9 protein-coding genes are annotated in these 14,029 nt (G+C 36.1%); 8 read left to right on the plus strand and 1 reads right to left on the minus strand.

Annotation, left to right across the window (positions count from 1 at the left end; genetic code table 11):
* The first annotated feature begins 31 nt into the window (after positions 1-31).
* The 4 genes from REI64_RS01720 (at position 32) to pnp (ending at position 3,402) form a co-directional block, all read left to right on the plus strand.
* The gene (locus tag REI64_RS01720; RefSeq protein WP_308848353.1) at positions 32-322 is read left to right on the plus strand and encodes a hypothetical protein; all 291 of its coding nucleotides are present in this window, start codon (positions 32-34) and stop codon (positions 320-322) included.
* Positions 323-325: 3 nt separating this feature from the next.
* Complete coding sequence (locus tag REI64_RS01725; RefSeq protein WP_308848354.1) at positions 326-478, plus strand: hypothetical protein; 153 nt, start codon at positions 326-328, stop codon at positions 476-478.
* Positions 479-856: 378 nt separating this feature from the next.
* Positions 857-1,141, plus strand: coding sequence for a 30S ribosomal protein S15 (gene rpsO, locus REI64_RS01730; RefSeq protein ID WP_308848355.1), 285 nt, complete (start codon positions 857-859; stop codon positions 1,139-1,141).
* Between the two features lie 113 nt (positions 1,142-1,254).
* Positions 1,255-3,402, plus strand: coding sequence for a polyribonucleotide nucleotidyltransferase (gene pnp / locus REI64_RS01735; protein WP_308848356.1), 2,148 nt, complete (start codon positions 1,255-1,257; stop codon positions 3,400-3,402).
* A gap of 244 nt (positions 3,403-3,646) precedes the next feature.
* On the opposite strand, the gene REI64_RS01740 is transcribed toward pnp, so the two are convergent.
* A complete protein-coding gene (locus REI64_RS01740) occupies positions 3,647-4,369 on the minus strand; it encodes a LytTR family DNA-binding domain-containing protein (RefSeq protein WP_308848357.1) in 723 nt (240 codons plus the stop codon).
* A gap of 384 nt (positions 4,370-4,753) precedes the next feature.
* On the opposite strand from REI64_RS01740, the gene REI64_RS01745 reads away from it, so the two are divergent.
* The 4 genes from REI64_RS01745 to REI64_RS01760 all read left to right on the plus strand — a co-directional run bounded on the left by REI64_RS01745 (position 4,754) and on the right by REI64_RS01760 (position 13,436).
* Positions 4,754-6,979: a tetratricopeptide repeat protein gene (locus REI64_RS01745; RefSeq protein WP_308848358.1), complete on the plus strand. Its 2,226-nt coding sequence runs from the start codon at positions 4,754-4,756 to the stop codon at positions 6,977-6,979.
* 19 nt (positions 6,980-6,998) lie between these two features.
* A complete protein-coding gene (locus REI64_RS01750) occupies positions 6,999-10,106 on the plus strand; it encodes a two-component regulator propeller domain-containing protein (RefSeq protein ID WP_308848359.1) in 3,108 nt (1,035 codons plus the stop codon).
* Between the two features lie 223 nt (positions 10,107-10,329).
* A complete protein-coding gene (gene rpe, locus REI64_RS01755; protein ID WP_308848360.1) occupies positions 10,330-11,001 on the plus strand; it encodes a ribulose-phosphate 3-epimerase in 672 nt (223 codons plus the stop codon).
* 8 nt (positions 11,002-11,009) lie between these two features.
* Positions 11,010-13,436 carry a carboxypeptidase-like regulatory domain-containing protein gene (locus REI64_RS01760; RefSeq protein ID WP_308848361.1) on the plus strand — a complete coding sequence of 809 codons (2,427 nt, stop codon included), beginning with the start codon at positions 11,010-11,012 and terminating at the stop codon, positions 13,434-13,436.
* Positions 13,437-14,029 lie beyond the last annotated feature (593 nt).

Raw genomic sequence — 14,029 nt, forward strand, 5'->3', positions numbered from 1 at the left:
TATAGTTTTTTGTACAATCAGTTTTATAACGATGTTATTTGAAAGTTGTTTGATTTTTTTAGCCACAGATGCACAGATGTTTTTTATTCACTTAATCTTTTTGTATTTTTGGGTAATGGGCAGATTGAAAATATATAATACTGATATTCCTCGCGAAAGCATATTGGCTGAGAGAGAGGCTTTGTACTTGAGTAAATCTGCAGAACAAAAAATCTATGCCTTATTGCAGCTTAATCATGTTGCTGTCCAATTAAATGGCGGTAAGCCTTTAAAACAGCCTCAGGGTAAGGGTCTCCTTATCCGTAAAGTAAGCCATATTTAAATCATGTCTTTTGATAAAGAAAGTGCTGAAATGCTGCAGCTATTGAGTGTTTTCCAAAAACACAAAGTAGATTATCTAATTGTAGGTGGTTTTGCTGTAAACAGATATGGTTACAATAGAACTACAGGTGATTTGGATATCATTTGTTGGAAATAAAAAAGCGACCAATAGGATTAAAGACCAGTTGGATGTGCAAGAATTAGAACGCATTAATAAAAAAGGCTAGGTTTCTTTCAAAATCTTTTGTTCTTTAAACCTGATAGAAGTGGAAATACTTTTTGTGCGTCATTTCGAAGAAGGAACGACTGAGAAATCTAACAAGAAGCAAACTAAGCGCTAGATTTCTCTCTGCGTTCGAAATGACGGAGGACGGAAAGCAAAAAGATTGAAGCGGATAGTAGGGCTACAGTATCCAAGAACTAATGCCGTTGATTTTCAAATAAATATAATAACGAAACAATTTTTCAAATCGGAAAAATAGCGTATCTTTGCGCCACAATTAATTAATTTTAAAAACTTTAATATTATTCAAGAATGTATTTAAGTACAGAAAAGAAAGCCGAAATTTTTGCAAAACACGGCGAAGTTGCAACCAACACTGGTTCTGCAGAAGGTCAAGTAGCATTGTTTACTTACCGTATTGCTCACTTAACAGAGCACTTGAAAAAAAATCGTAAAGATTTTTCTACGCAGTTAGCTCTACAAAAATTAGTGGGTAAACGTCGTGGAATTTTAGCTTATCTTTACAAAAAAGATATTAACCGTTACCGTGCTATCATCAAAGCTTTATCGCTTAGAGATATCATCAAGTCGGTGTAATGTTATAAAAGCCATCGCCAATAGGCAGATGGCTTTTTTGGTTTTAATACTCGAAACAATAAATATAAACTCGGTCTGTTCGAAAGAGGAAAAACAGTCCACAACATTAGAATATGAATGTAATAAAAAAATCGTTCGATTTGGGCGATGGAAGAATTGTAGAAATTGAAACAGGTAAGTTGGCGAAACAAGCTGATGGTTCTGTTGTAGTTAAAATGGGCGATACCATGTTGTTAGCAACGGTAGTATCAACCGTAGGTGCTAAACCAGGTACCGATTTTTTACCTTTATCGGTAGATTATCAAGAAAAATACGCGGCTACTGGTCGTATTCCGGGAGGTTTTTTACGCCGTGAGGCTAGATTATCTGATTACGAGGTTTTAATCTCTCGTTTGGTAGATAGAGCTTTACGTCCGTTGTTCCCTTCAGATTATCACTCTGATACACAGGTGATGATTTCATTAATTTCTGCTGATAAAAATATCATGCCTGACTGTTTAGCTGGTTTAGCGGCATCGGCAGCATTGGCAGTTTCAGATATTCCTTTTAACGGGCCAATATCTGAAGTGCGTGTAGCAAAAATTGATGGTAACTTAGTGATTAACCCTTATGCTAGCGATTTAGAGCGTGCAACTTTAGAATTTATGGTTGCTGGTTCTGCTAACGATATCGTGATGGTAGAGGGTGAGTGCGACGAAATTCAAGAAGAAGAAATGGTTGAAGCATTGAAATTTGCTCATGAGGCAATTAAAGTTCAATGTGCTGTTCAGGTTGAATTGACCGAAGCAACAGGTAAAACCGTTAAACGTACATACAGCCACGAAGACCATGACGAAGCTCTAAAAGAAAGAATTTATGCAGAAACTTATGATAAAGTTTATGCTATTGCTAAATCTGGTTTAGGTAAAGATGAGCGTTCTGAAGGCTTTACGGCTATCATTAACGAAATTTTAGAAGCTTTCCCAGAAGATACAGCAGATTTAACTAAAGCATTGGCTAAACATTATTATCATGATGTACAATATGATGCTGTACGTGCTTTATTGTTAGATGAAGGTATCCGTTTAGATGGTAGAGCAACTACGCAAATTCGTCCAATTTGGAGCGAAGTAGGTTATTTGCCTGCAGCTCACGGTTCGGCGGTATTTACTCGTGGCGAAACTCAATCTTTAACTTCGGTTACTTTAGGTAGCAAAGACGATGAGCAAATGATTGATGGTGCTTTCATTAATGGTTACAACAAATTCTTATTGCACTATAACTTCCCTGGTTTCTCAACTGGCGAAGTTAGACCTAATAGAGGTGCTGGTCGTAGAGAGATTGGTCACGGTGCTTTGGCGCAACGTTCGTTGAAAAAAGTATTACCAGAAGGTGCTGAAAATCCATATACGATCCGTATAGTATCTGATATTTTAGAATCTAACGGTTCTTCGTCAATGGCTACGGTTTGTGCTGGTACTTTAGCATTAATGGATGCAGGTATCAAAATTAAATCTCCGGTATCAGGTATTGCAATGGGTTTAATTACTGATGAAAAAACTGGTAAATATCAAATCCTTTCAGATATTTTAGGTGATGAAGATCACTTGGGAGATATGGACTTTAAAGTAACTGGTACTGAAAATGGTATTGTTGCTTGTCAAATGGACTTAAAAATCAATGGTTTGTCTTACGAAGTTTTAACTAAAGCTTTGTTGCAAGCTAAAGATGGTCGTTTACACATCTTAAACGAGATGAAGAAAACGATTGCTGCGCCTGCTGAAGACTATAAACCACATGCTCCACGTATTGTTTCTCTAACTATCGAGAAAGAATTTATTGGCGCTGTAATTGGCCCAGGTGGTAAAATTATCCAAGAAATGCAACGCGAAACTGGCGCATCTATCTCTATCGAAGAGGTTGATAACAAAGGTATCGTAGAGATCTTTGCTGACAATAAAGCTGCTATTGATGCTGCTGTTGCCCGTATCCGTGCTATTGCTGCTAAGCCAGAAATTGGTGAGGTTTACACAGGTAAAGTTAAATCTATTATGCCATTTGGTGCTTTCGTAGAAATTATGCCTGGTAAAGATGGTTTATTGCACATTTCTGAAATTGATTGGAAACGTCTTGAAACCATGGATGGCGTATTGAAAGAAGGCGAAATCATTGAAGTGAAGTTATTGGATATCGACAAACAAGGTAAAATGAAACTTTCTCGTAAAGTGTTATTGCCTCGTCCACCGAAGCCAGAAGCTGCTCCTTCAGCTCCGCAAGGATAGTATCAGTCAGAAAATCCGAAAGTCGGAAAAGAGATAAATTTGATCCCTTTCAGTTTTACTGGAAGGGATTTTTAGTTTATGGATAACATGCTGTGTTTTTTATCCTCCGTTTTTAGCCCACTATTTAAATCGTGGGCTTGGAAAAATATGCTTAAGAAGGGTTTTAACTATTTCATTGGAAGATCTATAAACAACCTTCAAAAAATCTTTGGTTCTCGTGTTTCGAAATTCTATCGCCTTGTGCTTAAAATAAACGCTGCAATAAAAGGTCTTTCTTTTGTGGCGATACCTCAATTTCAGCACCATCTGATAGTTCTAAGGTTCCTCCATCGCCTTTGCGGTATTTCACTACATAATCTAGGTTGATGATGACCGAGCGGTTAATTCGCATAAAATGCTCGTCATCTAATGCTGTTTCGTAATCTTTTAGCGTTTTAGAAACTACAATTTTTTTTCCATCTGTAAGCAAGAACACGCTGTAATTGCTCATGGCTTCAACTCGTAAAATGTTCGATTTTTCTACCAGATAAACTCCTTCTGCAGTAGGTAAAGCCAGTCGGTTGCTCTGTTTTTTATCTTGTTTTATAGCCTTGTACATATGTTTTTCTGCAACCCGTTTCCTTAACCGTGTAATAGCAGTTCTCAAATCGTCTTGGTCTACGGGTTTCAACAGATAGTCTACAGCGCTAATTCTCAACGCTTCTAGGGTGTAGCTATCGTAAGCCGTCGAAAAAATAACTTCAAAGTTAAAAGTGCCCAATCTTTCCAAAAATTGAAAACCATTCATTCCGGGCATTTCTACATCTAAGAACAGTACGTCGATATTTAATGTTGTAATTGCGTCTAATGCCTTTGTAGGCTCATTAAATATGCCAATTACTTGTAATTCATCCTCGAAAATATCGAGTTTATGCGCAAGTAACTTGCTTCCTTTAATTTCGTCGTCTAAAATCGCTGCTTTTAACATGGTATTTTGTTTACTTCAATTTCGTCAATTTATTTAGAAAGTCTGCCATCTTTTAATGCGTATTATAAAAAGATGGCTACTTTTTTACAGCTTAAGCTTTTTTATCAACTAAACTTAGAAAGTACAGCGCTTAAATTTTAACATAATGAGTAAAAGTCTTTTTTTAATGAGCGAAACATGATAAGCAGTTAGAAAACAAACTTGCCAATTAATGTAATTATTCGGTATAATTTAGAAATTTAAGCTTAGGACTTATCAATTTTTTTAATGCATTGAGCGAATAAGTAGTATAAATGAGTAAATACCTAATATAGCTTAGTTTAACTTTATGTTAATTTATTATATTATGTTATAATTAATAAGGATAGTTTAATACAATATTGCATGTCGATAAAAATCCTTTTTAATAGGTCAAGAAATATTTTTACGTTTTTAAGTGTTTGCATTAGCTGTGTTCTTTTTGCTCCTAATTCAAAAGCACAGAACAAAAAAATAGATTCGTTAATTATTGCATTGAACAAGCATCCGCAACAAGATGATGAGCGGGCAACAACATTGTTTAATTTAGCTGCACAAACAATTCATCCAGATACAAAAGCTGCCATACGATATGTAGAAGAGATTATCTCTTTTCAAGATAAAATAAAGAAAAAGCAAATTGTATCTGCAGCTTATAGAGTAAAAGGAATGGCTTTGTTTTATCTATCTAAATATCCTGAAGCGCTTGAATTTTTGCATAAAGCCGTAAGTATTGATGAACTGATCAAACATGATTACGGAATTGCTGGCGGCTATGCTAATATTGGTATTGTCTATATGGCACAATCTAAATATCCAGATGCATTAAGGTATTATTTGTCTGCATTAAAAAAGTTTGATTTAGAGAAAAATGAACTTGAAGTAGCTATCACTTATATGAACATGGCAACCGTTTATAATGAAATGAACAATTTGACACTAGCCATGGAACAATATCAGAAGTCTTATCTCATTTTAAAAAAGCACAACAACCATATTGGACAAGCTAATGCGCTGTCTAACATTGCTACTATACATTTCAAAAATAAGAACGTTGCCGAGGCTATTAAATATGGTAAGCTATCAGCGAAATTAGCAGATTCGGTTGGAGATATTAGATCTGTTGCTAGAGAAAACGGAAACTTATCTGCGTATTATGCCAACATAAAACAGCCAGATTTAGCTTTAGAATACGGTCTAAAGGCTATCGAATTGAATAAAAAAATAAGCAGTATTAAGAGTTTAGGCTTCAATTACCAAAATGTATCATCTGCGTACTTAAAAAAAGGAGATTTTACGAAAGCAAAAACCTATGGGCTTAACGCATTGAAGATAGGTAATGATTTGAATGTAACAGAACTTAAGAGAGATGCAAGTTTGGGGTTAAGTGAGGTTTACGAAGTACTTAAAAAGCCCGATAGTGCCCTTTTTTACCATAAAGAGTTTTTTAAGTTTTCTGACAGCATTGGCAACGATAAAAAGAAAACTGAAATTACTAGAATGGGTTTGCAATATGATTTCGATCGAAAGGAATTGTCTTATCAACAGAAACAATTATTGGCAGACGAGCAGTTGAAACAACAGGCCTTACAGTTGGCACTAAACAAAGCCGAAATTCAAAAGGGTGTTCAGTTTAGGGATTTGCAGCGAATATCTTTAGAAAACGAACAGTTAATTAATAAGGAAAAGGAGAAGCAGCTCATTATCTCCCAAAACAATGAAAAACTTCAATCTAACAAAGTAAAAGCATTGTCTCAAGAACAAGAGCTTAATCGTTTAGAGTTAAAACAGCTGTGGCTTTATGGTATTTTAGCTATTTTAGTGTTAGGTTCAGTAATTGTATATTTAATTAATTTATATCGAATTAGGCAGTTGCGTTTTAAGAATGCACTGCAAAAGCAAGAAGCTTTGCAGAATGAACTTTTGCTTAAGCATCAATTTCAGTTAACAGAAAGCGAGCTAAAAGCCATACGTTCGCAAATGAACCCACATTTTATTTTCAATGTGCTTAATTCTATTGAAGCCTATATTATGGATAATGATAAACACACCGCTTCTAGGTTAATACAAAAATTTGCATCACTAAGTAGATTAATTCTTGAAAATTCTACCAGAAGTTTGGTTACTGCTGATAGGGAGTGGAAAGCATTAAAACTGTACACAGAGCTAGAAGCAATGCGTTATAACAATACGTTCAGCTTTAATTTTGAGGCCGATGAGAGCTTGCAGCTACGTACATTGCTTTTGCCACCAATGCTAATTCAGCCCTTAATCGAAAATGCAATTTTGCATGGTCTTATCGTAAATCCTAAGCCAGATGCACACATTGAAGTTCAGCTTAAGAAGCATGAAGGAGGTATTCGCATTATTGTTGAGGACAATGGAAATGGAATTTCTAATGTTACAAAAGACGATTCGAAAGTAGGTGTGAAGGAAAAATCTATAGGTTTATCATCAATTAAAGAAAGAATTGCGATAATAAATGCGCAAAGACGCGAATTTTTCGCAAGCTTTGAAATAAGTTCAAAAGCGGAAGGTAGCGGAACTGTCGCCGAAATTTTTCTTCCGCATTTTGAAAATACAGTAGCCTAAACCATAGAGATGTACGCAAATGAAAAAAAAGATTGCCTGCAGCTATAGAAACTTAATAAGCACTTTGCTATTACTGCTTTTGGGCAGCTTTACGGCTATTGCACAGTCATTTCCAAACCTAAAATTCAACCAAATAACCGTAAAAGATGGGTTAAGTACCAATGCAGTAAAATGCACCTATGAAGATAGAAACGGAATTATTTGGGTAGCTACTAGTAAAGGTTTAAACCGCTACGATGGTACTGGTGTAAAAGAATACAAGCATAATAATAATGATACTACAACTATTTGTAACGATGCACTAAATAAAATTGTACAGGATAGAGATCATCACCTTTGGTTGGGTACTGCTAAAGGGCTTTCTCGTTTTAATCCAATTACGGGGAAAGCCACTAATTTTTTTAACGATCCAAAAGATAAAAATAGTTTAGCTGCTGATGAAAACTGTGTGCCTTTTGTAGATAGCAAAGGTAATTTATGGCTGGCTACAACTGTAGGAATTCAATTGTTTAACTATAAAAGCAATCGTTTCACTAACTATGTAACTTTTAAAAAGGGTGTTAAACATAGTGTTGGTTTTCATCACATCGCCGAAGATAGGGAGTATAGGTTGTGGGCACTTGGTCATGATGGTTTGTATTTGATAGATCAGAAGAACAGAACTGTAAACCATCAAAAGGAAGAAGATCATATTCTTGCACTTCATCAAACTTCAAATGGTAGTGTTTATTTAGGGGAGGCAACAAATGGACTAAAGTATTTTGAGAAAGATGGCGTTGTAAAATCAATTGATATTCCATTTAAAGGGCCAATAACCAGGATAAATAGCATTTCCGAGTGGACCGATAATTTAAAACAAAATTGGCTGTGCGTTGCTGTAAATGGTGGTTTAGTACTTAAAAATTTAAAGAATAACCAAATTAAGGCATACGTGTCTGATGAATTAAATCCGTCTTCATTAAATGCCTTCACTATATTCCATATTGCCAAAGACAGCCAGAATAGGCTGTGGCTATCTACCGATAACGGCATTAGCATCGTTGATCCTAACTATCAAAATTTTGAAAATATTCCGGTTTACCAGCAGGCTAAACTAACCAATCCTAAGCTTTTAGGCATACCTAATAACATGCTAGAAACAGAAGATCGGTTTTATATCACCTGTTACTACGCTAAAGGGATTTACGCGTTTGATAAAAGCTGGCGGCTGCTGTCACACATTCCGCAAGTGCCCGAAAATTCTAAAAGTTTCCTTAGTAAATCTATAAGCAGCATTTATCAAGATAGTGAAAAGAACTTGTGGTTCAGTACCGATTCGGGACTAGTGAGGAAGACAGGGAACAGTTACAAAATTTTCCTTCCGCCATTAGATTTGAATATTAAAGAAAACCTGTTTGTATCGAAATTATATAAAAGAGAAGACGGTAAATTTTGGATTAGAGCAAGACAAAATGGTATTTATGTTTTCGATCCAAAGGCAGAAAAATTCATTAAACATTATCCGCCAAATGGCAAAAGTATTGAAGGTTCTATTTATTCGTGTTTGATAGATAAGCAGGGAGATTTTTGGATTGGTGGCACAAAAGGCATAAGTCTTTACGATAAACCTAGGGATGCTTTTACCAAAATTATAGTAAAAGATAAGGATGGCAAGATACGTGAAGTGACTTGGGTAACTGATATTGCGCAAGACAAGGAAAAGACAATTTGGGCTGTTTCGGAAGTTGGTTTGTTGAAAATTGATAAGAAAAATAAAACGGGCTTGCTAATTGACCATAAAATGGGACTGCCCGAAAATAATCTGAAACGCATAATGGTGGATACGCTCGGGTATTTGTGGTTGCCATCGCAACAGGGAATTATTAAGTACGATAGAAAGAAGACATTTACCTATTTCAATTTTAACAATGGTTTGCCTTTTCAGTACGAAGGGCATGGTTTTTTTGAGCCAGACCGGGCTGGAAATTATCTTTTAAGCTACAGCGGTTACGTAACCAGGTTTAATCCATATTATGTGAAATCTAATACAGCAGTTCCAAAGGTTATTTTTATGGATATTAGTGCTGATGGACAAGATAAACAGATTGAAACCAAGGATCAGCAAAAAATAATTACATTAAAGGCAGGAACAAAAATTGTAAATATTCACTTTGCAATTACAAGTTACACCGCAACGCAAGAGAATAAATTCTTTTATAAAGTTGGTAAAGAGGCTGATTGGCAACAGGTAAAAAATGGTGATATTGCTTTGGGAAGTATGCCACATGGCGAATATACCCTTCACGTAAAAGGCTGTAACAACGATGAGGTATATAGTTTAGAAGAACAGCTGCTAATAACCGTATTACCTTTTTGGTACGAAAAAAACTGGTTTATTATACTATGTATTAGCTTGGTTATTTTAATTGTGGTGGTTTTGCTAAAGCGGAGAATCGCCTTTATTCAAGACCAGTTTTTGTTTAGGCAAAGGCTTTCGCAAAGCGAGCTGAAAGCTATTCGTTCGCAAATGAACCCTCATTTTATCTTCAATGTGCTTAATTCCATCGAATCGTATATTATGGATAATGATAAAAATGCAGCTTCTAGGCTGATACAGAAGTTTGCTTCGCTAAGTAGATTGGTTTTAGAGAACTCATCAAAAAGTTTAGTGACCGCAGAAAAGGAGTGGAAGGCTTTGATATTGTACACTGAACTTGAGGTAGATAGGTATAGTAACTCATTTACCTATACTTTTAAGGTAGATGATAGAATAAATTTGAAGGAGTGCCTGATCCCACCGATGTTGATACAGCCATTGATAGAAAATGCAATTTTACACGGGCTGATCGAATCGCAAAATGCTGACAATCATTTAGATGTTAGGATGAGTTTACATGATGGTAGAATTTGTATAGCAGTGGAGGATAATGGGGTTGGAGTGAACAACAAGAAAAAATCAGCAACAAAAAGTAGCATTAAGGAAACATCTATAGGTTTATCGTCTATCAAAGAAAGGATAGAAATGCTTAACATTCAAGATAAACAAGAAAGTGCAAGTTTTAACATCTCAGCCGGTAAGGATGGTAGGGGAACTATTGCAACTATTTGCCTTCCGGTAATTAGTTCTGGTGCTAACATGGCCTTATAGATGTTGGGGTCGCACCATTGGCGCTATTATGCATGATGTAAATGGCTGCCAAAAGGATCTCTAGAACTATTAAATTTCCGAGTTCTTTTTGTACCTTGCAGTGGTTGTTTTGTGCTTGCAATAATGTCAATATATTCGTCATTGCGAGGTACGAAGCAATCTTAAAATGAATTGCTTCGTACCTCGTAATGACAGCAAACGAAAAGACGATAAAACCATATAAATGAAACACCTAATTGCCCCATCCATATTATCGGCAGATTTTGCCAACCTACAACGTGATATAGAAATGATTAACCAAAGCCAAGCCGATTGGTTTCATGTTGATGTAATGGATGGTGTTTTTGTACCAAACATATCTTTTGGCTTCCCGGTAATCACTGCAGCAAAAAAATATGCAAAAAAACCGTTTGATGTGCATTTGATGATTGTTGACCCAGATAGGTACGTTGCAGATTTTGCAAAAGCTGGAGCTGATATCATTACCGTTCATTACGAAGCTTGTACACACCTGCATCGTACCATTCAATTAATTAAATCTGTAGGTTGTAAGGCTGGTGTGGCTTTAAATCCACATACACCGGTTTCTCTTTTAAAAGATGTGCTGCACGATATTGATTTAGCTTTGGTGATGTCGGTAAATCCAGGTTTTGGCGGGCAACAATTTATCCTCCAAACCTTAAATAAAGTAAGCGAGTTAAAGCAAATGGCTTTACAAGCTAATCCAAATTTACTGATAGAAGTTGATGGCGGAGTAGGTATTCATAACATTGCTTCGTTAATTGAAGCTGGTGCAAATGTTTTCGTGGCAGGTAATGCCGTTTTTGCAGCACCAAGTCCAACACAAATGATTGCCGATTTAAAGCAAGTTCAAACCTCTGTTCAACACATCTAACCTAATAAATGACGAAGACGCTTTTTCTATTCCTCTTTGTTGCTTTTTCACTTACTGCTGCTGCTCAAATAAAAGTGAGTGGTGTGGTTTACGATGAAAAAAATCAGCCGCTACCCAAAGTAACAGTTACTTTAGTAGGATTGGCAGGTACAAGTATTACCGATGAAAATGGAAAATATACCATTCAATCTCGCTTATCTAACTTTAGCCTACGGTACAAGTTGGTTGGCTACAAAATAGAAACCATTAAGTTTAGTGAAAGTAAAGGAGCAGAAATTATTAAAGACATCATGCTAAAACCTGATGTTAAGGAGTTAAAAGCCGTTAAGGTTACTAATAAGCAGAACCAACTGAACAATGCCCAAAGTATTAACGTAGTTGATATTGCTAGTTTGCCAACGGTTTCAATGAACTTCGAGGCCATTTTAAAAACCTTGCCAGGAGTTTCAACTAACAACGAATTAAGTTCGCAATATAACGTTCGTGGCGGTAATTTCGATGAAAACCTGATCTACGTTAACGATATTGAGATTAACAGACCCATCCTCATAAGAAATGGACAACAAGAAGGTCTAAGTTTCATCAATCCAGATTTTGTAAGCAGTGCTCGCTTTTCTGCTGGCGGCTTTAATGCTAGATACAATGATAAACTGTCGTCAGTTCTCGATGTAAGGTACAACAAGCCAGATAGCAATCAATATATTTTAACTGCTGGTTTAATGGGGATATCTGCCACTGCAAAAACAGCATTTAAAAACAGTCATTTACTGCTGGGCTTTAGAAGAAAGGATAACCGAAATATATTAGGTACACAAGATACAAGGGGAAGTTACAGACCAAGTTTTAACGACTTTCAGGCTTTGTACCAACATAATTTTAGTTCCAAATTTAGTATCAATACTTTGCTTAATTTCAACTCTGGAAGCTTTAGGCTGGTGCCAGAAAGTAGGGAAACGCAGTTCGGTACCATCAATAATCCAATACGCTTAAAGGTAGATTACGAAGGGCAGGAGATTGATAATTACTATACTTATGGCGGTGCAGTTACTGGTTTGTTTCAGCCTAATAAAGATGTTTCAGTAAAGTGGATCAACAGTTACTTCGAGATTGATGAACGTGAACGTTTTGATATTGATGGTAACTACGTTTTCGAGGAAGTAGATAATAATTACGGTGATGGGGGTTTTGGTCCAATCCGTAAAAATAGAGGTTTGGGGAGTTATTACAGCTACGCCCGCAACAGCTTAAAATCTACCATTGCAAGTACAGAATTAAAGATCGAACACCGTGTAGGAAAACACGATTTTACCTACGGTGGCAGGTTTGAACAAGCAAAATATGCAGACAGAATAAACGAATATAGTTACATCGATTCTGCTGGTTACATTTTACCTGCAAATACCAACTCTTTCACTTTTGAAGATGCCATCTTCTCTAATAACAACCTCAAAATCAATTCTATTTCTGCTTATTTACAAGACAGTTACGCCGTATCTAGTAAAACAGATGTACAGTTAGGCGTTCGAGTAAATTACAACGATTTAAGTGGTGAGGTATTGGTTAGTCCGAGGTTTTTAATGCTTTACAGACCAGAAGAGTATAAACTTTGGCGATTTACGGCGGGTATTTATCGTCAGGCGCCAAGTTACAGAAGTATTAGAGATTTGGATGGTTCACTGTTCTTAGATCAGAAATCTCAACGATCGTATAATGTTTCTACCGGCTACGATTTTGCCTTTAATGGATTGGGAACTCGTTTGAAGTTTACCTCAGAATTGTACTACAAATATGCCGATAGGATGATCCCTTATGTTATAGATAACGTGAGGATTAAATATCTAGCTACAGATGTTGCTAAAGGGCATACTTACGGAGCAGATTTCTCTCTAGGTGGAGAATTAATCAAAGATTTGATGTCGTTTTTTAGGGTTTCATTTTTAAGTGCCAACCAAGATGTTATTGGAGATAGTTACCTAACAAGAAATGCCGAAGGAAGCAATGAAACCATTTATCCTGGATATTTGAGAAGGCCAACCGACCAACGGGTTAACTTTTCGATGTTTTTTCAAGACAGGCTATTTAAAAGCCCAACCTATAAAGTACACGTAAACTTACTTTATGGCTCTAGGTTGCCAATAGGTTCGCCACAAATAGAAACTTATACAGATAATTTCAGTATTCCCGCTTACAGAAGGGTAGATATAGGCTTTTCTAATGATTTTCTAGATGCCGAAGCGTTAAAGAAACCTCAGTTTTTAAGTAGGTATTTCAGTTCTGTAATAGCTTATGCAGAGGTTTTCAACTTGCTGAATATCAATAACACAGTGTCTTATCTTTGGCTTAAAGATGTGAATAATGTTAACTACGGTATTCCAAACTATTTAACTGGAAGACAGTTGAATTTTAAGCTTATTTTTAAGCTGAAGAATAAATAGGTATTATTAGGTTTAACGCGAATGATGGGGCTTAATCCTAGATAAATGATCCTGAAATAAATTTGCTTCGCAGCTATTGCATGGTCAGAGCGACTGTTCGGACGGTTCGTCATGCTGAATTTATTTCAGCATCAGCTTTTAGGTTCTTTTTTAAAGCCATATTTTTAATGCTTATTTAAATTGTCTGATAAACAAGTAAAAGAAAACCAAAACTCACGTTAATTTTAAGTTTCATTCTTTTCTGAAAAGCACTGTTGGTCACATTTTTAATGGCAGTCCCGCTATTCGCTTTATCCCGATAAAATCGGGATGCTCGCTGCTATCGGGTTTAATTGGCAAAAGCTATTGCCATTTATAACCTGCTGCTTCCCTAAGCTCATCTTAATAAGAGGCTTTATAGCTGTTAACTTTGTCAATCTTAATAGGCATAATATCAATAAGATTGACAAAGTTTAACACACGGGATTTATTATTTCCGACTAACGAGAACAATATGCGGATGCGATATAACAAGCCAAAGCCTCTTAGAAGCGACCTATTGGTAGCATAAGCCAAAGCATGCAGGTAAAAGCTCCGTAGGAGCGACCTTTTTA

Source organism: Pedobacter sp., from assembly GCF_031119335.1.
Classification (GTDB): Bacteria; Bacteroidota; Bacteroidia; order Sphingobacteriales; family Sphingobacteriaceae; genus Pedobacter.